We start from the raw sequence: 26,665 nt of genomic DNA, 5'->3' as shown, positions 1-26,665 counted from the left end.
AAAATTACTAAATTGCGTGCAAAATCACATATATGGCACAGATGGTTAAATTTAAAATTGTTCTTTTAGGATGTCTTACTTTTGCGATTTCTTGTCAAAACCAGAAGAATGATATGAGTAAAACGGAAGCTCCAGTTGCAAAGAAAGTGCCCAAAGAGTTGGTGAAGCACGATGATGTGCGGGTAGACAATTATTACTGGATGAATGATAGAGAGGATCAGGAGGTTATCGCTCACCTCGAAAAGGAAAATGCCTATTACGCTGAAATGACCCGACATACCAAAGATTTTCAATCTTCGTTATTTGAAGAAATGAAATCTCGCATCAAAGAGGACGATTCTTCGGTTCCGTACAAGCAAAATGGTTACTGGTATATTACTAGATATGAAGTGGGTAAGGAGTACCCTGTTTATAGTAGAAAAAAGGAAAGTCTCGATGCGGAAGAAGAGATTCTGTTTGATTGTAACGTATTAGCAGAAGGGCATGAGTTTTTTAACTTGTCTAGCTTTTCTATTAGTCCAGACAATACCTTGGCCGCTTTCTCTGTAGATACCGTATCTAGGAGGAAGTATACGCTTCAAATTAAAAACCTAATTACAGGAGAACTGCTTCCTGACAAGGTTGACAACACTTCAGGAAATTCGGTTTGGGCTGATGATAATACGACTATCTTTTATAGCAAGCAAGACGATGTTACCCTCCGTTCCGATAAAATATTCAAGCATAAGTTAGGAGATGCCGAAGATACTTTGGTCTATAATGAAGAAGATGAAACCTTCGGTGCATATGTATACAAATCGAAATCTAAAAAATACATTATTATAGCTTCCTATAGTACGCTGACAACTGAATTCAGAACGTTAAAGGCCAGTGACCCAAACGGAGAATTCAAAGTTTTCTCTCCTAGAACACGAGGACTTGAATACGGTATTTCACATTACGAAAATGACTTTTACGTATTGACCAATAAAGACGGAGCAACCAATTTTAAGTTGATGAAGGTCGCTGAAGGAGATACCGCTGCTGAAAATTGGAAAGAGTTTATTCCGCACAGGGCAGATGTTTTATTGGAAGGGATGGACATCTTCAAAGAATTTTATGTGCTTTCTGAGCGAAAAAATGGGCTTAACGAGATAAAAATTGTTCGATGGGATGGTTCAGATAGCTATTATCTGCCATTTGATAATGAAACCTACACCGCAAATGCCACTACGAACCCTGATTTTGATACCGAAATACTTCGTTATCGTTACAATTCGATGGTAACACCTAGTTCGATTATCGATTTTAATATGAAAACCCAAGAAAAGGAAATCAAAAAAGAACAAGAAGTCTTGGGAGGGGAATTTGATAAGGAAAATTACATTGAGAAGCGAATTTGGGCTCCGGCCAGAGACGGCGCGAAAGTACCGATGTCAATCGTATATCATAAGGATACTAAGTTAGACGGAAATGTTCCAATTTTACAATATGCATACGGCTCCTATGGTGCGACCATAGATCCTTATTTTTCAACCGTTCGTTTGAGCTTGCTAGACCGCGGCTTTGTGTATGCCTTAGCACACGTTCGGGGAGGGCAATATCTAGGAAGGCCCTGGTATGAAGACGGTAAACTCCTAAAAAAGAAAAACACGTTTAACGATTTCGTTGATTGTTCGAAGTATCTGATATCGGAAAACTATACAAATCCCGAACATTTGTACGCCATGGGAGGCTCGGCTGGGGGGCTTTTAATGGGAGCTGTAGTGAATATGGCCCCAGAATTATATAATGGTATCGTAGCTTCAGTGCCCTTTGTTGATGTGGTTACAACGATGTTAGATGATTCAATTCCCCTTACAACTGGCGAGTATGACGAATGGGGCAATCCGAACAAAAAAGAGTATTACGATTATATGAAATCATATTCACCCTATGATCAGGTTGCTGCGAAAGGGTATCCTAACATGTTGGTCACCTCAGGATTGCATGATTCGCAAGTACAGTATTTTGAACCAGCAAAGTGGGTTGCTAAGCTTCGAGACATAAAAACAGATGATAATATCTTATTGTTCGATATCAATATGGATACGGGGCATGGTGGGGCTTCCGGTCGCTTCGAATCATTAAAAGAAGTAGCCAAAGAATACGCGTTTTTGCTAGATTTAGAGGGTAAAATCGATTAGTTTAAAAAAAATGTTAATTTTGTAGCCGAATTTCATATTTCCAAGTCAATATGAATATTCTACCTAGATGCCATTATATGGAAGATAAAATCAATGCTTGCAATACTGTCCTAGAACTAATAGGGAATACCCCGCTTGTCAAGCTAAATACAATATCACAAAATTTAACGGGTAATTTTTATGCCAAGGTGGAAGCCCTTAATCCGGGTCATTCTTCTAAAGATCGCATTGCTGCTTATATTATTGAAGAAGCGGAGCGAAAAGGAGTTCTTACTGAAGGCAGCACCATCATAGAAACTACCTCGGGCAATACGGGTTTTAGTATTGCTATGGTAAGCATTATCAAGGGATACAACTGCATTCTTGCCGTAAGTTCGAAATCTTCTCCAGACAAAATCGATATGTTGCGATCTATGGGTGCAAAGGTTTATGTATGCCCTGCTCACGTCAGTGCCGACGATCCGCGATCGTATTACCAGGTAGCAAAGCGTTTGCATGAAGAAACAAAGGGATCTATCTATATCAACCAGTATTTTAATGAGTTGAATATGGAGGCACATTATAAATCAACAGGGCCGGAAATATGGAAACAAACCAATGGTAACATAACCCATTTGGTTGCATGTAGTGGAACAGGAGGTACAATTTCTGGTACAGCACGTTACTTAAAGGAGCAAGACCCTGATATACAGGTTATAGGTGTTGATGCTTTTGGATCAGTATTGAAGAAATACCACGAAACCGGAGAACTGGACACTGAAGAAATTTATCCATATCGCATTGAAGGCTTAGGGAAGAACTTGATACCTGGCGCTACCGATTTTGAGACTATTGACGAGTTTGTCAAAGTAACTGATGAAGAAAGTGCACATACCGCAAGGGAAATATCAAAAACAGAGGGAATTTTCGCTGGATATACCTGTGGTGCGGTGATGCAGGCAGCCAAACAGCTGAATGCCGCGGGCAAATTCAAAAAAGATAGTCAGGTAGTGCTTATTTTTCCAGACCACGGATCACGGTATATGAGTAAAATTTATAGCGATCAATGGATGGAAGACCAAGGATTTTTAAATAATAGCAGCATCGAAGAAACTCAACAAATACAGGTGATTCGATAAGAAAGCATTGAAAATATGGTAAAAAAGGCAATGGCGATTGAGTTCATTGCCTTTTTTTCTAATGTAAAATCTATATTTTTGCAGAACCATAAGTTTTTCAAAAACATAACCAGACTCGATGAGAGACATATTTGATAGAATTATTGAGAATAAGGGGCCGTTAGGTAAGTGGGCTTCTCAAGCTGAAGGATATTTTGTTTTTCCAAAATTGGAAGGTCCGATTTCGAACCGAATGAAATTTCAAGGTAAAGAGGTAATCACTTGGAGTATCAATGATTATCTAGGGCTTGCTAATTTACCGGAAATCAAGAAAATAGATGGTGCGGCTGCTCTCGAACATGGTTCTGCTTATCCAATGGGAGCCCGTATGATGAGTGGTCATACTGATTTTCATGAGCAGTTGGAACGCGAACTGGCCGAATTCGTGAGTAAGGAGGCTTCCTATCTCTTAAATTTTGGTTATCAAGGATTTATGTCGGTAATAGACGCCCTTGTCACCAAAGATGATATTATCGTCTATGATGTTGATTGCCATGCGTGTATCATTGATGGTGTGCGATTGCATATGGGCAAACGCTTCACTTTCATACACAACAACGTTGAAAGCTTGGAAAAAAACTTGGAGCGGGCTACAAAGATGGCAGAGCAGACTGGCGGCGGTATTTTGGTAATTTCCGAGGGAGTATTTGGTATGCGTGGTGAACAAGGTATTCTTAAAGAGATCGTTGCTCTTAAGAAAAAATATAAATTTCGCCTGTTGGTTGATGATGCTCATGGTTTCGGAACATTGGGAAAAACTGGAGCAGGAGCAGGTCAGGAGCAAGGTGTTCAAGACGATATTGACGTGTATTTGGCCACTTTTGCCAAGTCTATGGCCAGTATTGGAGCGTTTGTAGCTGCCGATCAAGAAATTATCGATTATTTAAAATACAACCTTCGGTCGCAAATGTTTGCCAAGTCACTGCCGATGGTTTATGTAAAAGGGGCGCTAAAGCGTTTGGACATGCTACGCACCATGCCAGAGTTGAAGGCAAAACTTTGGGAAAATGTAGATGCATTACAAAACGGATTGAAGGAAAGAGGTTTTGATATCGGTACGACAACCAGTTGCGTTACCCCAGTCTATTTAAACGGAAGTATTCCTGAAGCGATGGCGCTGGTGAAAGATCTGCGCGAAAATTATGGTATCTTCTGTTCAATAGTAGTGTATCCGGTAATTCCTAAAGGATTGATTTTGTTGCGTATGATTCCTACTGCGACGCATACTTTAGAAGATATAGCAATTACGTTAGATGCCTTTTCGGGAATAAGAGAGCGTTTGGAGAATGGCACTTACAAAAGGCTTTCAGCGGCAGTTGCTGCCGCCATGGGCGAGTAAACCCAATCGAATATTTTGTAAACGCTGATATTAAATCTCAAATTTCAAAAAAGTGTTGTTTGCAATTTGAGATTTGTTATGCAGAACTTGAAGAACTTAGGTCTTTCCGATAGGTACGTCTTCGCTTGTATACCACAGGTTCAAAATGTTTCCACATTTGTTTTATAGCGATATTTTCTTCTAGCTCAGGAGTGCGGTAGCACATGTCAATGCCTTTCTCGGTAAAAGTTTTATAATACTCGTTGAAGACAATGGCTGTGACCCCCTTATTTTGGTACTCTGGATGGATTCCGATCAAATAGAAATATACATCTTTACTGTGCCTCTTCGCCATCAATAAATGGTAAATTCCAAAAGGGAACAGTTTGCCATTTGCCTTTTGCAATGCTCTTGAAAAAGATGGCATAACGATAGCAAAAGCGATGAGTTTATCCGTTTTGTCGACAATAAACTTAATATACTCCGGATTGATAAAACTGATATATTTTTTCTTGAAATAGGCCTTCTGTACCTCCGTAATAGGTACAAAGGAAGAAAGTTTTGAATAGGTTTCATTAAACAGATCGAACATTTGATCTGCCATCGGCATTACATCTTTGGTTTTGGTAAAATTCACTTCCCTTAGGCCATAGCGACGCTTGATCAAGTCGTTTAGTTTCGTGAACAGGGCTGGATCGGCGTTTCTTGCTGGAAACTTGTTTTCCATATATTCCTTCTCTTTAACGAAGCCTAAACGCTCATAGTGTTCTTGATAATAGGAGTGATTGTACCAGGTAACCATACTACCTATATGCTCGAAACCTTCCGTAAGTACACCCACTTTATCTAAGTTTGAAAAGCCCACAGGGCCTTCCATATATTCTAGTTGATGCGCCCGACCTATCTCAGCTACTTTTTCGAGTAAAGCTTCGGAAACCTCATAATCATCAATAAAGTCAAACCAACCAAATCGCATTTTCTTTACTTGCTGTTGGGTTATTTCCAAGTTGTTGACAATAGCGGCTACCCTGCCAACCACACGATCTTCTTTATATGCCAAAAAGAACCAGGCTTCGGCATTTTCAAAAGCAGGGTTTTTCGTTCTATCAAAAGTTTCAAGCTCATCTTTGATAATCGAAGGAACCCAATAGGGAGAGTCTTTGTAAAGTGTAAATGGAAACTTTACGAACTGTTTTAATGCTGATTTTGTAACCGCCTCTTTGAGGGTAATCATAGCTGGTTTTTTCTAAGCTCAATATTAGGGATATTAATCTTTAGAATAAAATTACGTACGATATATTGAGAGATTTTTAACCTATGTATACCATGAAGAAAATTAGAGTCAAATAAATCCAAAACAAAGTAAAAACAATATGCACTATGGTCTCAAAAGTTTTCCCCCTCCATAGCTTTGAAGAGTAGACAAAAATTTGAAATAACAACCGAATTCCCCAGAAGATTGAAAGCCCCAGAGCAATCCTTTTCCCCAATGAGGTATGTACAAGGTCAGTATGCGACCTAGTACAAAGCAAACCCATAAAGAACACAACCAATGCTATAAAAAAGGTATGTACCTGCATCATTTGGCGGTTCACTAGGCTAAGCTGTTCTAACTCTTTTTTCCATGAAAAGTATTTTGGAAAAATAATATGCACGCATGCCAATACCATTAGAAAAATACCGATTATTTTGAGATGAATTTCAAGCATTTTGAAGTACAAAAGTGGTTAAAAAAGGAGTAATTTTGATTTCCTGTGACACTTCAAGTCCGGCAGCCTTAAAGGTTTGAAACCAAGTGCTTTTGGAATGAAAATGAAAAAAACCAACGGTATATGCCAAAAAATTTGGAAGATCTCGCAAATGCTCTGTAACCACAATTTTTCCACCCGTCTTTAGAATGCGGTTCAACTCTTTAAAAAAGGATATCCGCTCATTGTCTTCTCGTATCTCATGGGCCGATAAAATAGCAAAAACTACGGTGGCGGAATCATTTTCTAGAGGAATAGTATCGGTCTTAATTTGTAAGGTATTAGGATAGGGCGGATACGCCTTTCGTGCTCTTTTAATTGAGACTTCGGTATGCTTTATGGGGTCGTAAAAGTCTAAAACAAAAAGCTCAGCACGGCTATATTTCTTGGCGAACAATGCACTGGTCTCATCAAAACCAGCATTTACATTTACGATTATATCGGGCTGGTCAACGGCAAGCTTGTCTAACCATTTTAACGCATATAGGCCTGAAGTATCGTAAATATAGAGCGATACAGCTAGTGAAATCAATGTTGTTAGTACAATTACAGAGGCCAAAAGTAAAGAATATGCCCGTGGAATCGGGGTTTGAATAGCTGAAAGATAAAACAGCACTAAAGCCAAACCTAGTGACAAGGCATAGAAGTGCCAGTTAAAGCGAATGATATTGGTAATACCCTGAAATGGTTTTCTTATGGTTTCCATATATCAATTTTACCCCTTTTCCAGCTGTAGGGTACCTGTTCTACTTTAAAGGCATTGGCCAATACTATACCTTCAAGATTCAAGCGCTCTACAAAAGCAATGGAATGATTCAAAATTTTGAGCGGAGTAGGTTTCCAATTTGTACGAACACCCTCGATGATCAAAACTTCTTTTTTGGGCTCATTATAGGTAAAAGTGAAGGGTAGTGGCCCTGCAAAACGACGCGCTTCTTTCCAATTTGAGAATGGAGAATCTCGTGGCAGTGCTGTTGTTTCTTCCGCTGTATGCGCTATGCGTATATTAAAATTTGATTTGGCAGAGGATATAATCGTTGTTTTGCCCTCCAGTTTCTGTTGTATATCTGTAGTCGTATACTTGTAATGGGTAAATAGATTGCCGAAGTATTCCATTTTCTTTTTGTTGGTTTCTGACTTGATGATATACAAACCCCTAAGTCGTTTTCCCCAACTCGTATGGTATCTTACAAAAATGCGAAATCCAATGAGGAAAAAGTCATTTCCCAAAAATTTAGGAAAGCCTTTGGGTCTTAGCTGTTTGGTTTGGACCATGGCGCAGGCCACAAATCCCCATTTATCGTTGAAGGTATCTAATTCTAAACAATCGGGAATAAACTTTTGCAACTGCTCTTTCGGAGCCGCGTAGGTAAGCACTGTTGAGCTATCAAAAAAGGCGTTGACCGCAAACGGATGATTTTTAAGCAAAGAACTCATAGGATCAATTTTCTTTTCAAAATGAATTCATTGTAGTAAATACCCAAAAGGAAAAGTGCAGCAAAAAGAATATTTAACCTTCCCCACAGTAACAAATGGGGAACTAGCAGAAACTCCAGTATATTCATCACAGCTATTATTGCGATTTGAAGTATGACGTTCAAGCGAGACTTAACCCCTGAAAACACCCAGATGGCCATTACAATTTCAGAAACTCCGATGGCCTTTGTCAATAAAACAGCATAATCAGTGCCCAGTATTTCACCAACGATTTCCTGATGTCGTGGTGCATAATTCATGACCTTACAGAATAGTCCGTTGATCAACCAAACTAAGGCAATTAAAGTTTTGAATATGTTATGAAGTAGTTTGTTGGTCAACTATATACAATCGGTCTGTTTTAATGTTAATGGTATTGAAATCTCAAGAATCGAACCTCAGACCCTTTAAAATTCAATTACGCCATCATCTTTCTTTTTCTTCTTTTTCTTTTCGGCTTTCCGCTTTTTTCGGAGTTGTTTCTTTGACGGGCCTAAATCAATATCCTCAGCACCAGAACCCGTATTTTTTTCTTTCTTTCCTTTCTTCTTTTGCATACTGTTCTTCTTGATAGGACCTCCATTTTCTCCTGCCTTTTGATCTTCTATGGCCTTTACTGGTGGATCAGTATGCAAATCAAAACGGTATGACATACCTGCCGAAACAAAGATTCTGGAAGGTGTATTTTTAAAACTGGCCCCCATACTCATATCTACCTGTAGGTCTTCGCTGAGCAAATGAACGGCACCGGCCCGAAGCAATATATCTGAATAGCGATCACTGTCGATGCCCTGATTTTCGACAAAAGTGCTCCATTTAGGGTTTCTGAACGCATAAGATATCGAAACCAAATAGCTCAATTCTGGAAAATCGGTAGAAATTCTATCATAGGCAATATTAGAAATTAGTACAAAGCGCGGCGTAAGCCTACTTTGGGTGGCCACCATCGCACGAAAGGAAACCGTTGGATCACCTATATAAAATGGATTATCCCCCAGATTGAAAGTCGCACCCCCGTAGACCGATACCGAGGGAATCAAGTTTTTCAACTGAAATACATTATTTGCCCGCCAGCTACGAATATTAGGTTTGTTGCGTTCAGGGTCTTTGTAACGGTCGTAAACTAGGTATTTAAGTCCCAATCGACTTCGAGAGAAATTCCAGAAGGAATCCTCCAATCCACTATTCGTAAAGGTAGTGTTCTTATTTTGAAAAGTACCTTCATAGTTGATTTCAAGCTCTTCGAAAAGCAATCCGTAACGCAAGGAAAGGTCTGCTCCCCAAAGGTTCGATTGGGTATTTAATAACGTGTGGTCACTTTGTTCAAAGCGCAGACCCGTCTCCACTTGAATGACATTTTTACCAACTGCGTAGGCGCTAACCGACAGCCCTGGTCTATTGGAATTGATAACATCTGTATATTGTGAAAATCCTAAAAGCGGAGTGAATAGCAGGAGTAAAAATAACAATTTCATTGCTCTGCTTGCTGCGAAGAGGCTGCCCATAAATACTATTTTATTATTATTTTAAGACTTTGGTCTATTTAATACAACGCGAGAATCGTATTTTTGATATAATTGCACAAAACAAATTTCAATAGTATTTATAATAGCTGAGCTTTATTTTTTTGGAATTTGAGATTTGATTTTTTTTAGAATATTAATTCTTACTATGGCTTTTTTAAAGACAATTCTAATAATCATTTTAGGCTATTATCTTTTTAAGATTTTGGCGCGGCTCTTCGCTCCAAAGATTCTCAACTACGCAGCGAAAAAGACCGAAGCCCATTTTAAAGAAAGATTTGGTGATTTCGCCAATCAAAACACTGCGAAAGAAGAACAGGTTGGTGATGTGATCATTGATAAAAGACCAGCCAAGAAAAGAAGTACTTCAGAAAAAGTTGGGGATTATATTGACTTTGAGGAAATTGATTGATTATTTTAGCACAATCAACCACTAAAACAATTCATGAAAACAGGTTTAAAAGCGTTTTTCACCCACTTCTTTGTGGCCGTATTTTTTGTAATTGTAGCTTTAGCATACTTCAGTCCTGTTTTACAAGGTAAAGTTATTAGTCAGTCTGATATCAAGTTGTTCGTTGGTATGGCCAAGGAACAGAATGATTTTCGAAAACAAAATGATGGGCAAGAGCCCTACTGGACGAATAGTGCTTTCGGTGGTATGCCCACCTACCAGCTGGGTGCTTATTATCCGCATGATTATGTAAAAAAATTGGATACGTTTATTCGTTTTTTACCGCGACCAGCAGATTATCTTTTTCTCTATTTTATAGGATTCTATATTCTGCTTTCTTGTATGAAAGTCGATTTTCGACTAGCTATTTTGGGAGCCCTTGCGTTTGGCTTTTCAACCTATCTCATTATCATTTTTGGAGCTGGTCATAATGCTAAGGCACATGCATTAGGTTATTTGCCAATGCTTTTGGGAGGGATAATTTTGGTCTTTAGGAGGCAATATTTATGGGGCTTTGTTTTGACTGCAATAGCGATGGCTCTTGAGATTCGCGCAAATCACTATCAGATGACCTATTACTTTATGCTGCTGGTATTGATTTTGGGAATCGTTTATTTGGTAGATGCCATCAGAAAAAAGTATGTCAAGCATTTTTTTGTATCTGTGGCCATTTTACTAGTTGCCGTAACATTAGGAATTGGGGCAAATGCTACCGGACTAATGGCTACCAAAGAATATGCAGCATGGAGCACGCGTGGTCCGTCAAAACTGACTGTTGATGTCAATGGGGCTCCCAAAGAAAAATCAACAGGTTTAGACAAAGAATACATTACACAATGGAGTTATGGCGTCACTGAATCATTAAACCTTTTTGTTCCAAGGCTTTTCGGCGGAGCTACTTTTGAAGATCTAGGAGAAGATTCTAAAACGTATGACTTTCTTATTGACCAAGGCTTACCCAAAACTAGGGCGCTTGACTTTGCAAGTCAAATTCAAACCTATTGGGGCGATCAGCCTGGAACTTCGGGGCCGGCATATATCGGAGCGATCATTTTCTTTCTGTTTATTTTAGGATTGTTCTTGGTCGAGAAAAAAGCCAAATGGTGGCTTCTTGGCGGCGTATTGATGTCCTTGTTTTTATCATGGGGTAAGAACTTTAGTTTACTTACCGATTTTATGATCGATTATTTTCCCCTTTACAATAAGTTTCGAGCCGTTTCTTCGATTCAGGTCATATTAGAGCTCTGCGCCCCAGTGTTGGCTATATTGGCATTGGCTGCGCTTTTTGATGCGTCTATACAAAAAGCGAAGAAATGGAAGACTCTAAAAATCGCGTTCTTTTCGGTTGTTGGCCTATGCGTACTTCTATTTGTCTTTAAGGGCAGCTTTGCTTTTGAAGGGCCACAAGACCGAATGCTGAAAGCGAACTATGGAGACGAATTATACGCCTTGATCAAATTAGACCGCAAGGCTATTTATAATAACGACTTATTTCGGTCATTTTTATTGGTTACGTTAACAGCTGGCGCCTTGTGGTTCTTTTTGAAGGAAAAGCTAAAGCTGAATATGGTAGTCATTGCCTTGGGAGCGCTTATACTTATTGATTTGGTAGGTGTTGATCTTCGTTACGTAAATAAGAAGAATTTCGTATCAAAAAGGGCTATGAGTCAGCCGTTTAGAGAAACTTCTCTCGATAAAGAAATTAAAGCCGATAAAAGTATTTACCGCGTTTGGGATCAGTCGGAAGGTCTAGCTGGAGGTGGTCGCACCTCTTATTTTCACCAATCTATCAGCGGGTACCACGCCGCAAAACCGGCGGGAATTCAAGATTTATTTGACTACCAATTGACCAAGGGAAATGTAGAAATTTTGAACATGCTCAATGTGAAATACGTGGTGCAGCAAGATGAAGAGGGCAAAAGTTATCCTGCGACCAACCCTGAAGCGAATGGAAATGCTTGGTTCATCTCCGAATTGAAGAAGGCTAATAGCCCCGATGAGGAAATAAAACTGCTTCAAGGCTTGTCATCGAAACGGGAGGCTATTGTAAACACAAAAGATTTTCCCAATGTCAATCGCTTTGCTTTTCGAACAGATTCGACCTCTGTGATCAGCCTTGAAAAATATAAGCCAAACCATTTGACGTACAAAGCTTCAAATACATACGCCGGTGTAGCCGTTTTTTCTGAAATGTACTACGTCAACGGGTGGAATGCCTATATCGATGGAATGTTGCAAGATCATTTCCGGGTAAATTATGTACTTCGTGCCTTACGCATTCCGGAAGGGGAACACACTATTGAATTCAAGTTTGAACCCGAAGTTGTTGAAACAGGAAGCAAAATTACGCTGGCGAGTTCTATTCTTTTAGTGTTGGTAGTTCTCGGAGGTGTTGGGTTTTCTTTCTGGAAGGGGAGACGCGAAGAAGAAAAAACAAAAGACTAATGCGAAAAGTGCTGGTCATTACCTATTATTGGCCACCTGCTGGTGGCCCTGGTGTGCAGCGTTGGTTAAAATTTGTAAAGTATCTAAGGGATTTTGGTGTTGAACCTGTTGTTTACATTCCTGAAAATCCAAACTACCCTATAGTAGACGAGTCTTTCGTAAATGAGATTCCTGAAGATATAACCATTTACAAACACCGTATTTCCGAACCGTATCGCATCGCAAATATTTTATCTAGGAAGAAAACAAAACGGATAAGTTCTGGAATCATTCAGACTAAAAATCAGTCGTTTTTAGAGCAGATTATGCTCTGGGTACGCGGCAATTTTTTTATTCCTGATGCTCGAAAGTATTGGGTTCGGCCTTCTGTAAAGTTTTTATTTGATATTCTTGAAAAAGAACAAATAGCTACCATAATCACTACAGGTCCGCCACATAGTGTGCATCTTATTGGGTATCATTTAAAGGAATTTAAAAAGATAAAATGGATAGCCGATTTTAGAGACCCCTGGACATCGATAGGGTACCATAAGAAATTAAAGCTAACTCGAATGGCGCAAAACCGACATAAGGAATTGGAGCAATTGGTGTTGGCTAAAGCTGATAAAATTGTGGTTACTAGCCATACCACCAAGAAAGAATTTCAAACTCTTACAAAGCAGCCCATTGAAGTAATTACAAACGGTTATGACAAAATGGTTGTTAGTAAGGTAGCTTTGGATGAAGCATTTACTATATCTCACATTGGATCAATGCTTTCTGGACGAAACCCCAAGAACCTGTGGAAGGTTTTGTCAGAATTGATTGCGGAAAATTTAGCTTTTAAAGAATCAGTTCGATTGCAGTTCTTAGGGGTTCTAAGTGATGATGTATTACAAACACTAAAAGAATTCGACTTGGAAAACTACGTCGACGTGATTGGATACGTTTCTCATGAAGAGGCCATTCAATACCAACAAAAATCACAGGTGCTCCTGTTGGCAGAAATAGATTCTGAAGAAACCAAGGGTATAATTCCAGGAAAACTGTTTGAGTACATGGCCGCCGAACGCCCTATTCTAGGTATAGGTCCAATAGGATGGGAGGTCACCGATGTCGTTACTGCGACAAAAACAGGAGCAATATTCGAATATTCAGCACATTTTCAATTGAAAAATGTACTTTTAAATTGGTTCGAACAGTACCAAAATAACCAATTGAAGGTTTCTTCTGTTGATACGATCAAATACAGCAGGAGAGCATTAACCCGAAAACTAGCCGAATATATCTAATGGGCATCGTCTTTAAGCAATCTTTAAAGAATACGGTAATTACCTATCTGGGGTTCGCCATAGGTGCCATCAACCACCTTTTCTTATTCACCCGATTTTTGACAGATGAGTACTTCGGTCTGGTAACCGTGTTGCTCTCTGCCTCAGCTGTGCTTATGCCTTTGATTGCATTTGGCGTACCGAACACCTTGGTGAAATTTTATAGTGGTTTTAAAGAGAATTCAGATGTAAATAGCTTTTTAACGCTAATGTTGCTGCTGCCATTGCTCATTGCTATAGTAGTTTTTGGTGTTTCATATGTTGCGTATAGCAGCATAGGTGAATTTTTATCGCGTACCAACCCTATTGTCAAAAACTATGTTTGGTACATATTCTTAATTGGCTTAGCGATGGCCTATTTCGAAATATTCTATGCTTGGGCAAGGGTACATCTGAAATCTGTTTTCGGAAATTTTATGAAGGAAATTTTCGTAAGGGCCGGTACACTGATTTTGTTAGTGCTTATTTATCTCGATAGTATCACGGTCGAATTCTTTTTAAAGTCGCTTGTAGGGCTATACATCGCTAGGATGATTATTATGAAGCTTTATGCTTTTAGTCTACGTATGCCCAAATTGGATTTTAATTGGCCAGAGCAAACACGAAAAATTCTAAGTTATACTACCTTGATTATTCTTGGTGGGTCAGCGGCTATTATTTTGCTCGAAATTGATAAGGTGATGCTGAATCAATTTATCGCCATTGAAAATGTCGCCTACTATGGCGTAGCAACGTATATCGCCATGGTGATTATAGTTCCTTCAAGGAGTATGCATCAAATAACCTATCCGCTTACATCTGAGCTTATGAATGCGAGAGATACCGAAGGAATGAAAACGCTCTACCAAAAAAGTTCGCTAACCTTGTTTATGGCTTCAGGGATTTTGTTTCTTTTAATTGTTTCGAATGTAGCTGAATTGTATCTACTGCTTCCGGAGGTTTACAGAGGTGGTTTTACTGTTGTTTTTATAGTGGGGTTGATAAAAGTTTATGACTCGCTTTTAGGTAATAATAATGCGATTTTATATAACTCTGAATATTATCGAACGGTTTTGGTTATGGGTGTCTTATTGGCCATTATAACTATACTTTTCAATTTATGGTTGATTCCTGAATATGGTATCGAAGGGGCAGCAATCGCCAGTTTTATGGCCTTCTTTATTTACAATACAGTCAAGTTGATCTATGTAAAAGTGAAGTTTGGAATGCTACCGTTTACTGGCGATACTTTGAAAGTATTCATGCTTCTACTTGCTATTGGAATCCCCTTTTATTTTGTAGATTTTTCCTTTCATCCTATAATCAACATAGGTTTGAAAAGCATACCCATGGTATTTATCTTTGTGTATGTAATCTATCGCTTTAAGATTTCGGAAGATGTGAACAGTGTTATTGATTCCTTTTTTAAAAGAAATTAATATTTCTACATAAAAAACCTCCGCAGTAGACGAATCTACTACGGAGGTAAACAACTAACCAACCTAAAAACTATTTTTATTCTGAACTCATTTCAGAGTCTCATCTGAAATGTTGTTTAGACTTACTGTCTTCCTCTACTTCTTGAAGAGGTTGCACGACTGTTGCTACTTCTTGAACTTCTAGCCGGTGCTTTACGAACTGATCTAGAAGACGAACTTCTGCTAACGGTACTTCTTGAAGTTCTTTGCGTAGGTCTTGCTACAGACCTTTTTGTTCTATTTGTTGTAGTACGAACACTTCTGTTTGAACTTCTACTAACTGGTTTTCTCACAGTTGTACTTCTTTTAACAGTAGTCGTACGTGGTGTTCTTTTTACTACTTCTCGTTTGGTAACTGTTCTCTGATTAGAAGCAGTTCCTTTGCGGTAACCACTATTTCTTATCGTAGTGCTTCTACCATTTGATCTAGCGTTTGAACGCTTTGTAGTATTTCTTGCTACGGTTCTATTACCTGCATTCGTATTGCTACGTGTGGTGGTTCGATTGTTTCGACTAGAGTTGTTGTTTCGAGCCAAATTTCTATCACCTCTATTCACATTATTTCGTGTAACAGTTCTATTACTTCTAACGCTTCTGCGTGCATTGTCACGTATGGCAACCCGCTTGTCATTTCTATAGATACCTGCTCTTTCTCTTCGAACTCTATTGTACCTATGTTCACGTCCTATTTTGGCGTAGGCATGTCTTCTGTTGAATCGATACGGATTGTAAAAAGTGTATCGAATAGGACTATAGAATCTTCTGTATGGCCTAGTATTCACTAAGCAGAATCCTAAAGCTGGTCTCGCAAAGAACCTGTGGAAAGGTCTGTACACATAGAATCTGTTGAACGGATTGATATAGCCTACATGATAGTCGTAGAATCCGCGGTTATTATAATAAACAACCATACTTCCTATTCCACGAACTCTACCGTTTCTATAGCGAACATCAACATCACCTATTTGTGAAACGCGTCCGTAATAGTCATAATAGATAGGAACATTTTCTACCTGAATAACCGCACCGTAATCATCATACTGTGCATAAGGACTATAATCGAAACCAGAATTAAACGTCACATTACGTCTTCGGTTTCTTATGCGATTGTCAATGTAAAAATCAAATTCACCATCGGGGTAAACGGAAAACGTAATGCCGTTTTCGACAAAGATGAATGAGTTGTCGTATCGATAAGCATTGCGTTCGGCAACCTTATCATCAGCTGTACTTGCCATGATACCGGTGGTACCTAAAACGAGGGCTGCAAAAAAGAGTACTAAATTTCTCATGATATAAGGTTTTAAATTTTGAATGGAATTATTCGCATTCGATTAGTATATACCAAACAGCGTGCCAGAAATTTAGAAATATGTGTAATTACTTGATATACAAATATTTAAAACAAAATAATCTTAAAGCAATTTTTCTCGAAGGTATTTTGCAGTATGTGAAGTTTTGCTAGTAATAATTTTTTCAGGAGTTCCAGAGACAAGAAGTTGCCCCCCATTTTCTCCTCCTTCAGGCCCTAAATCAACAATGTAATCTGCACATTTAATCAATTCTATATTATGTTCAATTACGACAATGGAATGCCCTCTGGAAATGAGTGCACTAAAGGATTTCAATAATTTTTTAATATCGTGAAAATGTAGTCCTGTGGTCGGTTCATCAAAAATAAAGAGTGCCTTATCTTTTGAATTTCCCTTGACCAAAAAAGAAGCTAATTTGATACGCTGCGCCTCACCACCAGAAAGGGTAGAGGAGGACTGCCCTAAGGTAACATAGCCCAAACCAACGTCTTGTAAAGGCTTTAATTTGTTGACCAACTTAGTTTGATCATGGGTTTCGAAGAAAGCGATTGCATCATCAATGGTCATATTTAGAATATCATCGATACTCGCATCTTCGAATTTTACTTCGAGCACTTCTTTCTTGAAACGCTTTCCACCACAGGTGTCACATTCTAAATGAACATCAGCCATAAACTGCATTTCTACAGTGATTTCGCCCTCGCCCTTACATTTCTCACAGCGGCCGCCATCTACATTAAACGAGAAGTGTTTGGGCTGATAAGCGCGTATCTTACTTAATTTCTGCGATGCGAACAGACTTCTTATATCATCGTAGGCCTTAATATAGGTAACCGGATTAGAGCGTGAAGATCTACCAATGGGGTTCTGATCGACGAACTCAACATGTTTGATATCCTTGTATTTTCCTTCAAAAGAAGTGAATTGTCCGGCCTTTTCACCATAACCGCCAACTTCCTTCAAGATAATAGGATATAGAATTTTCTTCACTAGGGTACTCTTTCCACTACCGGAAACTCCGGTTACCACGGTGAGCATATTTAAAGGAAAGGTGACATCTATATTTTTTAAATTGTTGGCTCGTGCGCCTTTGATCGTAATGAAATTTTTTGATTCACGTCTTTTTTCCGGAATGGCAATTTCTTCGGTACCATTGAGATAGCTTGCAGTAAGCGATGTAGATAATAAAACCTCATCGAGCGTGCCATGTGCCACAACTTCTCCGCCGTGGGTGCCAGCCTCAGGTCCAATATCAATGACTTCATCTGCCGCCTTCATGATGTCTTCATCGTGTTCTACAACAATTACGGTATTCCCCAAATCACGAAGGGATTGTAAAACGGCTATCAAATTCTCGGTATCCTTGGGATGCAAACCAATACTAGGTTCATCTAATATATACATGGAGCCTACCAAACTACTGCCTAATGAGGTCGCAAGGTTAATCCGTTGACTTTCCCCTCCTGAAAGAGAATTTGACTTTCTATTTAAAGTTAGATAGCTCAAACCTACTTTATTTAGAAACCCCAAGCGCGTATTGATCTCTTTTAATAGGCGCGACGCAATCTTTGTGTCGTGTTCGCTTAATTGGAGACCTTTAAAAAACAATAATAGTTTTTCAATGGGAAGTTCTACCAAATCTGAAATTGACTTGCCATCTACCTTAACAAAATCAGTTTCAGGGCGCAAGCGTTTGCCTTTGCAAATACCGCATCGAGTTTTACCACGATAGCGAGAAAGCATAACCCTATTCTGAATTTTATAGCTCTTTTCTTCTAACTGTTTAAAAAACTTGTGAATGCCTATAAAATGTTCATTACCATCCCATACCAACTGCCTTTGTTCTTCTGATAGTTCGAACCATGGCTTGTGAATGGGAAAATCGAACGTATAGGCCGAATTGACCAATTGGTCTCTGTACCAACCCATACTTTCGCCACGCCAGGCAAAAACGGCATTTTCAAAGATGGATAATGCGGTGTTCGGAATCACTAAATCTTCATCGATTCCGATAACATCACCATACCCCTCACATTTTGGGCAGGCCCCATAGGGGTTGTTAAAGCTGAAGAGGTGCACATTGGGTTCTAAGAACGACATTCCGTCTAACTCAAATTTATTGCTGAAGAGTTTCTGTTCCTTAGAAGCAAGTTCTTCGATAATACATTCTCCTTTTCCTTCGAAATAAGCAGTATCGATAGCATTTGCTAATCGATTGTAGAAGTCTTCATCTTCTTTAACAATAATTCGATCCACGACCAAATCGAATTCTTTGCCAATGTCTTTAGGCACAGCATCAATTCGAAGTACTTCTCCCTTATATTTTATTCTAGCATAACCTTGTTTTGAAAATAATTCCAAGGATTTTAATGCGTCTCGATCTTCTCGTATCCGTATAGGGGCTAATAGGAGCATCTTTGTTCCTGCTTCGAATGCTTTTACATACATTACAACATCGGTAACGGTATTCTTTTTTACTTCGTTCCCGGAAACGGGAGATATGGTTCTTCCTATGCGAGCGAATAGCAGTTTTAGATAATCATAAATTTCTGTGGTAGTGCCTACGGTTGAACGCGGGTTGGTAGAATTTACCTTTTGTTCGATTGCAATGGCAGGGGCGATTCCTTTTATATAATCAACTTTAGGTTTATCAAGCTTTCCCAAGAACTGCCTGGCATACGAAGAAAGACTTTCGACATAGCGACGTTGCCCTTCGGCATATAAGGTGTCAAATGCCAAACTAGATTTTCCGGAACCCGATAAACCGGTAATTACTACCAGTTTGTTCCTTGGAATGACAACATCAATATTTTTTAAGTTGTGCAGTTTTGCACCCTTTATAATGATGTTTTCCTTTGGATTTACGTCAAGAATGGAGCCCATAATGGAATTTTAAGGTTGCAAAGATAACAATAGGGTAGTACAATAGCCAGTATCGATACATCTTAAAAAATAAGGTAAATGACATTTTAGTTGTTGTTAACATAGATAGGCTGTTTATCACCTTTTTCACCTGTTTACTTCTAAGAAAATTCACTACCGGATGCTGCTTATTTTTATAAAAAAAATGGACATAGTTGATAGATTTTTTTTCGAAGTATATTATTTTATATATATTTGAATCTACTTAAAAGTCAAAAAGCCTATAGCAAGAAGATTACTTTTTTAAAATTGGAAGAATAACCCACAAGTCCTTTTCGTATTGAAGAGGGTCCTAAGTTTAACCAAAAAAAGTAATCGTTATGGAAGCACAATTTGACGACCCCATATTAATCAAGCGGTATATTAAAGGAGATGAAAGAGCGTTAGAGGCCTTGATTAATCGTCACAACCAGCGTATCAGTAGTTTTATTTATTCCAAAGTAAACGACCGAGGAATAACTGAAGACATTTTTCAAGACACCTTTATTAAAGTAATCCGAACCCTAAAAAAGGGCACCTATAGTGAGGAGGGTAAATTTTTGCCTTGGGTTATGCGTATCGCGCACAACCTTATAATTGATCATTTTAGAAAGAATCGGAGAATGCCCATGTATCAAGGTTCCGATAGCTTCAATATCTTTTCAGTGATGGGAGACGAGAAGTTGAATATAGAAGGTCAGCTCATTAAAGATCAAATAGATTCTGACTTGACCCTTCTTATCGACGAATTGCCTCCAGATCAGCGTGAGGTGCTTGTTATGCGTATTTATAAGGATATGAGTTTTAAAGAAATCTCCGAAAATACGGGCGTTAGCATTAATACCGCTCTAGGCCGAATGCGTTACGCTCTTATTAACCTTAGAAAGGTCATTTCAGAGAATGATATTATTTTAACGAATTAATAGACCATAGGTCGAGTGATTTAATTACATTGTTGTTTCGTTGCGTTATCTTAGAAAACAATACCAAACTAGATATGGAAAAAATTTACTCTAAAGAACAAAAGCAATGTGACCTGGTTCAAGCAAAACCAGAAACGATTCAATTTCTATTGAACTTTTCTAAATCACTAGAAATAACTGAGGCCAAAGGTATTCAGTTTGAAACGAACCTGAACTAGATCGCAAAACGCTCATGGTTAGCCCCCGACAAATTTAATTTGTCGGGGGCTTTCTTTTTTATATTAACCCATAAAGGATGCAGTTAAAGAATGCAGGGTGACCACTTTTGAAAAATTTCAATCCCTCAAACGTTAAAGTGTTAAAAAGAAGGAGTAAAATAAGTGGTGTACTTTGTTGGAAGCAACGCGTGATGCTGCTTTTTATTTTGTTGAAAATAGAAAAGTGGCGTTTCACATCAAAAACAAGCGGTTTGACAACAATGTTTTTTTCTCTTGCCCCTATATATCTAGTTTTAGATCATAATTGTAAATCGAAGCAAAATCGCAAAGATTTAAGATTAAACTCAAAAAATAACTAGATGACCCAAAAAAATCTTTCTAACGGAAAGTCCCAAACCTTATCTAAAAAGCCTACCTACATGGAAAACCAGATTGAAGATTCAGTTTTAGTACGAGACTACATTAGCGGAGATGAAAAATCTTTGGAAACTTTAATTAATCGTCACAATCAAAGAGTAACCAGTTTTATTTACTCAAAAGTTTTAGACCGTGATATTACTGAAGACATCTTTCAAGATACCTTTATTAAAGTAATTAAAACCCTAAAGAAGGGTTCGTATAGTGAAGAGGGTAAATTTTTGCCTTGGGTAATGCGAATTGCGCACAACTTAATCATCGATCACTTCAGAAAGAATAAAAGAATGCCCAAGTTCGAGGGTAGTGACGACTTCAATATCTTTTCGGTTATCGGAGACGATAAGCTAAATGCAGAAAAACAAATTATAAAAGATCAAATAGATTCTGATCTAAAAGATTTGATTGAAGAACTTCCTGACGATCAGAAAGAAGTACTTTTAATGCGCATCTACAAGGACATGAGTTTTAAAGAAATATCTGAAAACACAGGTGTTAGCATCAATACTGCCTTAGGTCGTATGCGGTATGCATTGATTAATCTTAGGAAGATAATCGAAAAAAACAATATCGTTTTAACGAATTAACATTCTCCTAAGAGTATAAAAAACAATATTTCCATCTTAGTTGCGTTATTCTTACATAACAAGACTATACCAATATGGAAAAAATTTACTCTGAACACCAAAAGGAATGTACACTTGTTAGATCTGGGGCTGAAACCGTTAAGTTTTTGCTCGATTTTTCACGATCACTCCATGTGATAGAATATAAAGATCTCAAGTTTGAAAATGTTTTAAACTAAACCAAAACCCGCTTTTAGCGGGTTTTTTTAGATTTATAATAGTCTTCAATGACTTTTTTTCTACCAATGGTCTTGGTGATGATGTCCTTTTCTAAGTCCCACCCTCGAGCTGGTGAGTATTGACGACCATACCAAATGATTTGCAGGTGTAAGTCATTCCACAATTCTTTGGCGAACAATCGCTTGGCATCTTTTTCAGTTTGAACGACGTTTTTTCCGCTGCTGAACCCCCAACGGTACATTAGTCTATGAATATGCGTATCTACGGGAAAGGCGGGGATTCCAAAAGCCTGTGATACTACAACACTCGCTGTTTTATGACCTACTGCTGGGAATTCTTCCAATAACTTCAACTCTTTAGGAACAATTCCATCGTATTTTTCAATGAGCATTTTTGAAAGACCATGAATCCCTTTTGCCTTCATAGGTGATAGTCCAACTGGTTTTATGATATTTCTTATTTCTTCAACAGAAAGCTGCACCATATCGTAAGGATTGTCCGCTCTTTCAAATAGGAGAGGAGTAATCTGGTTAACGCGAACATCGGTGCTTTGAGCTGACATTAATACAGCAATTAATAAGGTATACGGATCTTTGTGATCTAAGGGAACTGGAATTTCCGGGTACAATTCCTGTAAGGTCTTTATGGTAAAATCTACCTTTTCGGCTTTTGTCATTTTTTGTTTAACTTTATCTTCTTAAAATAAAACATAAATCTAATTAAAATTGCATATGAATACATTGAAAGTAGGTGATAAAGTACCTACATTTTCAGCCAAAGATCAAGATGGCAATACTATAAATTTATCTGATTACTTGGGTAAAAAATTAGTTGTTTTTTTCTATCCAAAAGCGAATACCCCTGGTTGCACTGTGGAGGCTTGTAATTTGAGGGATAATTATGCTGAACTGCAAGCACAGGGCTATGAATTATTGGGTGTAAGTGCAGATTCTCAAAAAAGACAATCTAATTTTAGGAATAAATTTGATTTCCCTTTTCCTTTACTGGCAGATGAAGACCATAAGGTTATCAACATCTTTGGCGTTTGGGGACTAAAAAAATTCATGGGGAGGGAGTATGATGGTATACATAGAAAAACTTTTGTAATTGACGAAAAAGGCACAATTACCAAGGTAATAGATAAAGTAAAAACCAAAGATCATGCGGCTCAGCTACTAGACTGAAGCAAAATGCAGAAAAAATTAAAGTTCCAAATTCCATTGCATATAGCTTGGAACTTGGAACTTTTTTATTGATTAGATAGAGTGGTTTAAGAGGGTCCTTTGTATGACTTATTTCTCTTCGGCTTTGGCTAATTTTTTAGTAAAAAGCTCCTTTTTCTTAATCATTTCAGCAATACCTTCTGGGAGTTGTTCTTCCCAGCCATCTTCGTTATTTATTATTTTTTTGAGTACATCTCGTGAAAAAATATGCATGATTTCAGGATCATAATCTATAATATCCATCACCTTGCCGTTGTACTTAAAGAATTTATAGAGCTCCTTCATTCTCGGATGCACTTTGACATTGTTACTAGTCATAATTTGACCGGTTTCAGCATCTTTCATGGGGTACAGGTATACCTGCAGGTCTTTAAAGAAGAGCTTTCCAAAGGCTTCTAATATACCTCCGCTGAGATGGCGGTAATACTTTTCATCGAATACATCTACTAGATTGTTCACGCCCATAGTAAGGCCGATGCGTTGTTTGGTGTAGTTGTTGAAATACTCTACCAACTTGTAATATTCTTGAAACTTGGAAATCATAACATACTGCCCAAGTGAACACAGAAGTTCTGCCCGATCCATGAAATCTTGTTCATCAATTTCGCCTGAAGCTTTCAAATTTGAAAGGGTAATCTCAAATATTACGATGGTCTTATCTAAATCAACAGTAGAATCTCTGATAAAAATATCATATGACTTTTGATACATATCAAGGTTTACCTTGGTAACAGGTCTAAAGCTTCCACGTAGTGCTAGAATGTTCTTTTTGTAAAGAACAGCCGCTGGCAAAAGGTTATTTCCGTCAGGACCGAACATGACCGCATCGGTCATATCATTTTTAATTAGCTGAAGACTCATCAATCGATTGTCAACCGCTTTGAAATTGGGACCCGAGAAGTTGATCATATCAATTTCAATAGTGTCTTTATCTATGTGGTCATATAGATATTTCAACATTTTCTTCGGCTTGTGGTACTTGTAAAAAGCCCCATAAATAAGATTTACTCCTAAAATGCCAAGGGTTTCTTGCTGCAGTCGAGCCTCGTTTTGTTTGAAGCGAACATGCAGAATAATCTCGTCTAATTCTTTTTGATTCGGATCTAATTGAAAGCGTATCCCTATCCAACCGTGGCCTTTATAGCGCTTTGAAAAATCAATTGTTGCCACTGTATTGGCATAAGAGAAAAATAAACGATCTGGATGACTTTCTCGGCTAATACGCTCTTCCATCAATCTCATTTCATGCGATAGCATGGTCTTTAAACGAGGCTGGGTTACATATCTACCATCTTTTTCTACTCCGTATATCGCATCGCTAAACTGCTTATCGTAAGCACTCATAGCCTTTGCAATGGTTCCTGAAGCTCCACCTGATCTAAAAAAATGACGGGCGGTTTCTTGTCCGGCACCAATTTCAGCAAAGGTGCCATAGATATCGGGATTCAAATTTATTCTGAGTGTTTTCGCCTTAATGGAAGGAATATTTTCGAATGCAGTATCCCTTTTTAAAACAGAAGCCATGGAGTGTGTTTTATTTTTAACAAAAATAAGAAGTTCACATAGTATCTAAGTCATAAACGATTTAATTTTTTATAAATTATTAATATCTGTTTTTAATTGTTTTAAACTTTAGGAATGTGCAAGAAAAAAGATTGATTTCAATAAATAGTTATAATTTTGAAATTGATGGAAAGTAAACTGAGCGTCACTTTTTTGGGTACTGGAACCTCCCAGGGAATACCTGTTATTGGAAGTACACATCCGGTTTGTCTTAGCGAGAATCCGAAAGACAAAAGACTCCGCGTCTCGGTGTTACTTTCTTGGGATGATTTCAATTACGTAATCGACTGCGGACCAGATTTTAGGCAGCAGATGTTGACCAATAAGGTAAATAGGTTAGATGGTATTTTATTCACTCATGAACATGCAGATCATACTGCTGGCATAGACGATATTCGCCCCTATTTCTTTCGTCAAGGAGATATTCCTATTTACGCACATGAACGTGTAGCAAGTTCGTTGAAGAGACGATTCGATTATATTTTTGCGAATGAAAACAGATATCCAGGCGCTCCTTCGGTCGCCCTGAATATCATTAAAAACAACCAAGCTTTTACTATTGGTAATACTGCGGTAACCCCAATAGATGTAGATCATAACAGATTGCAGGTTTTTGGTTTTCGACTGAAAGACTTTACCTATTTGACCGATGTCAAACGTATGCATGCTGAAGAAATTGAAAAGGTAAAAGGCACAAAAGTATTAGTGGTCAATGCGTTGCGCCAAGAGCCGCATCATTCGCATTTTAACCTCCAGGAGGCCTTGGCTTTGGTTGAAACTGTGCAGCCAGATGTCACCTATTTCACTCATATTAGCCATTTACTGGGTTTTCATGATGAAGTAGAAAAAGAATTACCTGAGAACGTACATTTGGCCTATGATAATTTAGAAATAACAGTTTAGAATTGAAACGAAAACGATTTCCGCTTTCGCGGGTATGCCCATAAATTGATTGTTCATGAAAAATAAAATATTCCTTTATTTGTTTGTTTTTGCCGCTTTGATTGCACTGTACCTTTTCGTGAGTAGTGGAAATCTGGTGGAAACCCAAGACGCTAAAATAGAAAAACTACAAGGTGAAATTGTGAGTTTAAAAGATTCGGTGCAGCAGTCTCAATTGAATCTTTTGAACATGCAGTATTTCTCCTTAGAAAATAACGATGATGCCTTGGCTTATTACGAGCATTTGAATATTAATGACCCTGCACGATATATCGCAGATAAACTTTTGGAAACTAACGAACAAAAGGGAAATAACCCCTTAATTCCTTATGAGGGTATGGAAAATGATTTTAAACTCAACAAAATCAAAATCCTTAATCATAGGTGGATTGTTGTCGATTTTTCCGATGGAAAATACTGGGGAGAGCTTTTGATCAAATATGAGCTAAAAGATGATATGGGTGTCGATTTTACGATGATGGATCATTTGCTTTATACCCGCAGCAATTAGAAGAAAACTCCAAATCACAGGCATCCAACGACAATTGAAGATTTGGAAGGTCTATATTTTGTCTTCCAACCACTTTTTGAAAGCGTAAAAATTCTGGGGCGCTACGCCATGACCAACAGGAAATTCTTCGTAAACATGTTTAATTCCTAAATTGGATAGAAAATCAGGAGCTCGTTGTGCCCATTCGGGAGGGATGACCTGATCTACCTGCCCGTGAGAAGCATATACATTTAAGTTATTATGTGACTTATCGGCATAGCCCTCTACAAGTATGTTTTCATTAATGTATCCACTAAGGGCGATGACATTCTTTATCTTTTCTGGATAGGACAATCCTACTGCATAGCTCAAAATCGTTCCTTGACTAAAACCCAATAAAGTGATGTTCTCTGTATCTAATCCGTAGGTTTTGCAAGCTTCATCAATAAAGGCCACAATTTTTTCTCTAGAATTTTTTGCTTGTTCGTCATCACTCCACTTACCGTTTTGCGCATCAAAATTGATAGCGTACCAAGCATTGCCAAAAGGCTCCATAGGGTAGGGGGCCCGTACTGAAATAACACAAAGTGCTGCTTGTAATTCTGGAGCAAAAGAGAACAAGTCTTCCTCATTGCTTCCATAGCCGTGAAACATAAAAAGCACAGGTGGTTTTCCTACAGTACTATTTGAAGGTCGAATTAAATGTTCCAAAGATAAGTGGGCGGTAGTCATATAAATGTAAAAAAGTTCAACTGTTCAATTCAGGATCAAAAGTTACGAATTCATAATTCAATTTTTTCCGGTTCACTGTAAGCCTCCGCA

At 38.2% G+C, this 26,665-nt stretch carries 23 protein-coding genes; 13 read left to right on the top strand and 10 right to left on the bottom strand.

Annotation, left to right across the window (positions count from 1 at the left end; all coding sequences use genetic code 11):
- The first annotated feature begins 32 nt into the window (after window positions 1–32).
- The 3 genes from ABJN95_RS13935 to ABJN95_RS13925 all read left to right on the top strand — a co-directional run bounded on the left by ABJN95_RS13935 (window position 33) and on the right by ABJN95_RS13925 (window position 4,661).
- Window positions 33–2,165, top strand: a complete 2,133-nt coding sequence (locus tag ABJN95_RS13935; protein WP_348371032.1) for a S9 family peptidase — start codon at window positions 33–35, stop codon at window positions 2,163–2,165.
- A gap of 77 nt (window positions 2,166–2,242) precedes the next feature.
- Window positions 2,243–3,283 (top strand): cysteine synthase family protein, encoded by a 1,041-nt coding sequence (locus tag ABJN95_RS13930; protein ID WP_348371031.1) that lies wholly within the window; start codon window positions 2,243–2,245, stop codon window positions 3,281–3,283.
- Between the two features lie 118 nt (window positions 3,284–3,401).
- Window positions 3,402–4,661 (top strand): aminotransferase class I/II-fold pyridoxal phosphate-dependent enzyme, encoded by a 1,260-nt coding sequence (locus ABJN95_RS13925; protein ID WP_348371029.1) that lies wholly within the window; start codon window positions 3,402–3,404, stop codon window positions 4,659–4,661.
- Window positions 4,662–4,737: 76 nt separating this feature from the next.
- Here the strand turns inward: ABJN95_RS13925 and ABJN95_RS13920 are convergent, their stop codons facing one another.
- The 5 genes from ABJN95_RS13920 to ABJN95_RS13900 form a co-directional block, all read right to left on the bottom strand.
- Window positions 4,738–5,874: a GTP cyclohydrolase gene (locus tag ABJN95_RS13920; RefSeq protein ID WP_348371027.1), complete on the bottom strand. Its 1,137-nt coding sequence runs from the start codon at window positions 5,872–5,874 to the stop codon at window positions 4,738–4,740.
- Between the two features lie 467 nt (window positions 5,875–6,341).
- Window positions 6,342–7,094 carry a class I SAM-dependent methyltransferase gene (locus tag ABJN95_RS13915; RefSeq protein ID WP_348371025.1) on the bottom strand — a complete coding sequence of 251 codons (753 nt, stop codon included), beginning with the start codon at window positions 7,092–7,094 and terminating at the stop codon, window positions 6,342–6,344.
- A complete protein-coding gene (locus tag ABJN95_RS13910; protein ID WP_348371024.1) occupies window positions 7,082–7,825 on the bottom strand; it encodes a DUF2071 domain-containing protein in 744 nt (247 codons plus the stop codon). The genes ABJN95_RS13915 and ABJN95_RS13910 overlap by 13 nt, the downstream gene beginning before the upstream one ends.
- A complete protein-coding gene (locus ABJN95_RS13905; RefSeq protein WP_348371022.1) occupies window positions 7,822–8,205 on the bottom strand; it encodes a DoxX-like family protein in 384 nt (127 codons plus the stop codon). Before ABJN95_RS13905 ends, ABJN95_RS13910 begins: the two co-directional genes overlap by 4 nt.
- 66 nt (window positions 8,206–8,271) lie before the next feature.
- Window positions 8,272–9,369 carry a transporter gene (locus ABJN95_RS13900; RefSeq protein ID WP_348371020.1) on the bottom strand — a complete coding sequence of 366 codons (1,098 nt, stop codon included), beginning with the start codon at window positions 9,367–9,369 and terminating at the stop codon, window positions 8,272–8,274.
- A 166-nt stretch (window positions 9,370–9,535) separates the two neighbouring features.
- Between ABJN95_RS13900 and ABJN95_RS13895 the strand changes: the two genes are divergently transcribed.
- Genes ABJN95_RS13895 through ABJN95_RS13880 form a run of 4 tightly spaced genes read left to right on the top strand, consistent with a single transcriptional unit; the run spans window position 9,536 to window position 15,011 of the window.
- Window positions 9,536–9,799, top strand: a complete 264-nt coding sequence (locus tag ABJN95_RS13895; protein WP_348371019.1) for a DUF4834 family protein — start codon at window positions 9,536–9,538, stop codon at window positions 9,797–9,799.
- Window positions 9,800–9,832: 33 nt separating this feature from the next.
- Entirely contained in the window at window positions 9,833–12,283 is a 2,451-nt protein-coding gene (locus ABJN95_RS13890) for a hypothetical protein (protein WP_348371017.1), read from the top strand.
- Window positions 12,283–13,554: a glycosyltransferase family 4 protein gene (locus ABJN95_RS13885; RefSeq protein ID WP_348371015.1), complete on the top strand. Its 1,272-nt coding sequence runs from the start codon at window positions 12,283–12,285 to the stop codon at window positions 13,552–13,554. Before ABJN95_RS13890 ends, ABJN95_RS13885 begins: the two co-directional genes overlap by 1 nt.
- On the top strand, window positions 13,554–15,011 hold the full coding sequence (locus ABJN95_RS13880; RefSeq protein ID WP_348371014.1) for an oligosaccharide flippase family protein: 1,458 nt from the start codon (window positions 13,554–13,556) through the stop codon (window positions 15,009–15,011). Before ABJN95_RS13885 ends, ABJN95_RS13880 begins: the two co-directional genes overlap by 1 nt.
- Window positions 15,012–15,133: 122 nt before the next feature.
- On the opposite strand, the gene ABJN95_RS13875 is transcribed toward ABJN95_RS13880, so the two are convergent.
- A complete protein-coding gene (locus tag ABJN95_RS13875; protein WP_348371013.1) occupies window positions 15,134–16,342 on the bottom strand; it encodes a hypothetical protein in 1,209 nt (402 codons plus the stop codon).
- A 123-nt stretch (window positions 16,343–16,465) separates the two neighbouring features.
- Window positions 16,466–19,246, bottom strand: coding sequence for an excinuclease ABC subunit UvrA (gene uvrA / locus ABJN95_RS13870; protein ID WP_348371011.1), 2,781 nt, complete (start codon window positions 19,244–19,246; stop codon window positions 16,466–16,468).
- A gap of 359 nt (window positions 19,247–19,605) precedes the next feature.
- Between uvrA and ABJN95_RS13865 the strand changes: the two genes are divergently transcribed.
- The 3 genes from ABJN95_RS13865 (at window position 19,606) to ABJN95_RS13855 (ending at window position 21,406) form a co-directional block, all read left to right on the top strand.
- On the top strand, window positions 19,606–20,187 hold the full coding sequence (locus ABJN95_RS13865; RefSeq protein ID WP_348371009.1) for a sigma-70 family RNA polymerase sigma factor: 582 nt from the start codon (window positions 19,606–19,608) through the stop codon (window positions 20,185–20,187).
- 74 nt (window positions 20,188–20,261) lie between these two features.
- On the top strand, window positions 20,262–20,405 hold the full coding sequence (locus ABJN95_RS13860; protein ID WP_348371008.1) for a hypothetical protein: 144 nt from the start codon (window positions 20,262–20,264) through the stop codon (window positions 20,403–20,405).
- A 419-nt stretch (window positions 20,406–20,824) separates the two neighbouring features.
- Entirely contained in the window at window positions 20,825–21,406 is a 582-nt protein-coding gene (locus ABJN95_RS13855) for a sigma-70 family RNA polymerase sigma factor (RefSeq protein WP_348371746.1), read from the top strand.
- 232 nt (window positions 21,407–21,638) lie between these two features.
- Here the strand turns inward: ABJN95_RS13855 and nth are convergent, their stop codons facing one another.
- Entirely contained in the window at window positions 21,639–22,301 is a 663-nt protein-coding gene (gene nth, locus ABJN95_RS13850) for an endonuclease III (RefSeq protein ID WP_348371007.1), read from the bottom strand.
- Window positions 22,302–22,356: 55 nt separating this feature from the next.
- On the opposite strand from nth, the gene bcp reads away from it, so the two are divergent.
- Window positions 22,357–22,809, top strand: coding sequence for a thioredoxin-dependent thiol peroxidase (gene bcp, locus ABJN95_RS13845; RefSeq protein ID WP_348371006.1), 453 nt, complete (start codon window positions 22,357–22,359; stop codon window positions 22,807–22,809).
- A gap of 108 nt (window positions 22,810–22,917) precedes the next feature.
- On the opposite strand, the gene ABJN95_RS13840 is transcribed toward bcp, so the two are convergent.
- Window positions 22,918–24,372, bottom strand: coding sequence for a TonB-dependent receptor (locus ABJN95_RS13840; RefSeq protein WP_348371005.1), 1,455 nt, complete (start codon window positions 24,370–24,372; stop codon window positions 22,918–22,920).
- 165 nt (window positions 24,373–24,537) lie between these two features.
- Here ABJN95_RS13840 and ABJN95_RS13835 point away from each other — a divergent pair, with 165 nt between their 5' ends.
- Together ABJN95_RS13835 and ABJN95_RS13830 are read left to right on the top strand one after the other, a co-directional pair.
- Entirely contained in the window at window positions 24,538–25,314 is a 777-nt protein-coding gene (locus ABJN95_RS13835; protein ID WP_348371004.1) for an MBL fold metallo-hydrolase, read from the top strand.
- Window positions 25,315–25,369: 55 nt separating this feature from the next.
- Window positions 25,370–25,864, top strand: a complete 495-nt coding sequence (locus ABJN95_RS13830) for a hydrolase (protein WP_348371003.1) — start codon at window positions 25,370–25,372, stop codon at window positions 25,862–25,864.
- A gap of 51 nt (window positions 25,865–25,915) precedes the next feature.
- Here ABJN95_RS13830 and ABJN95_RS13825 read toward each other — a convergent pair whose 3' ends face one another.
- Window positions 25,916–26,575, bottom strand: coding sequence for an alpha/beta hydrolase-fold protein (locus tag ABJN95_RS13825; protein ID WP_348371002.1), 660 nt, complete (start codon window positions 26,573–26,575; stop codon window positions 25,916–25,918).
- Window positions 26,576–26,665: the final 90 nt, after the last annotated feature.

Origin of the sequence: Maribacter sp., assembly GCF_039974175.1 — a bacterium.
In the GTDB taxonomy this organism is placed as follows: Bacteria; Bacteroidota; Bacteroidia; order Flavobacteriales; family Flavobacteriaceae; genus Maribacter_C.
Note: the sequence above shows the minus strand (reverse complement) of the source record. Positions and strands in the feature narration are given on the sequence as shown.

Coding starts and splice junctions, on each gene's coding strand:
- ABJN95_RS13935 (WP_348371032.1), top strand. CDS start 33: ATGGCACAGATGGTTAAATTTAAAATTGTTCTTTTAGGATGTCTTACT.
- ABJN95_RS13930 (WP_348371031.1), top strand. CDS start 2,243: ATGGAAGATAAAATCAATGCTTGCAATACTGTCCTAGAACTAATAGGG.
- ABJN95_RS13925 (WP_348371029.1), top strand. CDS start 3,402: ATGAGAGACATATTTGATAGAATTATTGAGAATAAGGGGCCGTTAGGT.
- ABJN95_RS13920 (WP_348371027.1), bottom strand. CDS start 5,874: ATGATTACCCTCAAAGAGGCGGTTACAAAATCAGCATTAAAACAGTTC.
- ABJN95_RS13915 (WP_348371025.1), bottom strand. CDS start 7,094: ATGGAAACCATAAGAAAACCATTTCAGGGTATTACCAATATCATTCGC.
- ABJN95_RS13910 (WP_348371024.1), bottom strand. CDS start 7,825: ATGAGTTCTTTGCTTAAAAATCATCCGTTTGCGGTCAACGCCTTTTTT.
- ABJN95_RS13900 (WP_348371020.1), bottom strand. CDS start 9,369: ATGGGCAGCCTCTTCGCAGCAAGCAGAGCAATGAAATTGTTATTTTTA.
- ABJN95_RS13895 (WP_348371019.1), top strand. CDS start 9,536: ATGGCTTTTTTAAAGACAATTCTAATAATCATTTTAGGCTATTATCTT.
- ABJN95_RS13890 (WP_348371017.1), top strand. CDS start 9,833: ATGAAAACAGGTTTAAAAGCGTTTTTCACCCACTTCTTTGTGGCCGTA.
- ABJN95_RS13885 (WP_348371015.1), top strand. CDS start 12,283: ATGCGAAAAGTGCTGGTCATTACCTATTATTGGCCACCTGCTGGTGGC.
- ABJN95_RS13880 (WP_348371014.1), top strand. CDS start 13,554: ATGGGCATCGTCTTTAAGCAATCTTTAAAGAATACGGTAATTACCTAT.
- ABJN95_RS13875 (WP_348371013.1), bottom strand. CDS start 16,342: ATGAGAAATTTAGTACTCTTTTTTGCAGCCCTCGTTTTAGGTACCACC.
- uvrA (WP_348371011.1), bottom strand. CDS start 19,246: ATGGGCTCCATTCTTGACGTAAATCCAAAGGAAAACATCATTATAAAG.
- ABJN95_RS13865 (WP_348371009.1), top strand. CDS start 19,606: ATGGAAGCACAATTTGACGACCCCATATTAATCAAGCGGTATATTAAA.
- ABJN95_RS13860 (WP_348371008.1), top strand. CDS start 20,262: ATGGAAAAAATTTACTCTAAAGAACAAAAGCAATGTGACCTGGTTCAA.
- ABJN95_RS13855 (WP_348371746.1), top strand. CDS start 20,825: ATGGAAAACCAGATTGAAGATTCAGTTTTAGTACGAGACTACATTAGC.
- nth (WP_348371007.1), bottom strand. CDS start 22,301: ATGACAAAAGCCGAAAAGGTAGATTTTACCATAAAGACCTTACAGGAA.
- bcp (WP_348371006.1), top strand. CDS start 22,357: ATGAATACATTGAAAGTAGGTGATAAAGTACCTACATTTTCAGCCAAA.
- ABJN95_RS13840 (WP_348371005.1), bottom strand. CDS start 24,372: ATGGCTTCTGTTTTAAAAAGGGATACTGCATTCGAAAATATTCCTTCC.
- ABJN95_RS13835 (WP_348371004.1), top strand. CDS start 24,538: ATGGAAAGTAAACTGAGCGTCACTTTTTTGGGTACTGGAACCTCCCAG.
- ABJN95_RS13830 (WP_348371003.1), top strand. CDS start 25,370: ATGAAAAATAAAATATTCCTTTATTTGTTTGTTTTTGCCGCTTTGATT.
- ABJN95_RS13825 (WP_348371002.1), bottom strand. CDS start 26,575: ATGACTACCGCCCACTTATCTTTGGAACATTTAATTCGACCTTCAAAT.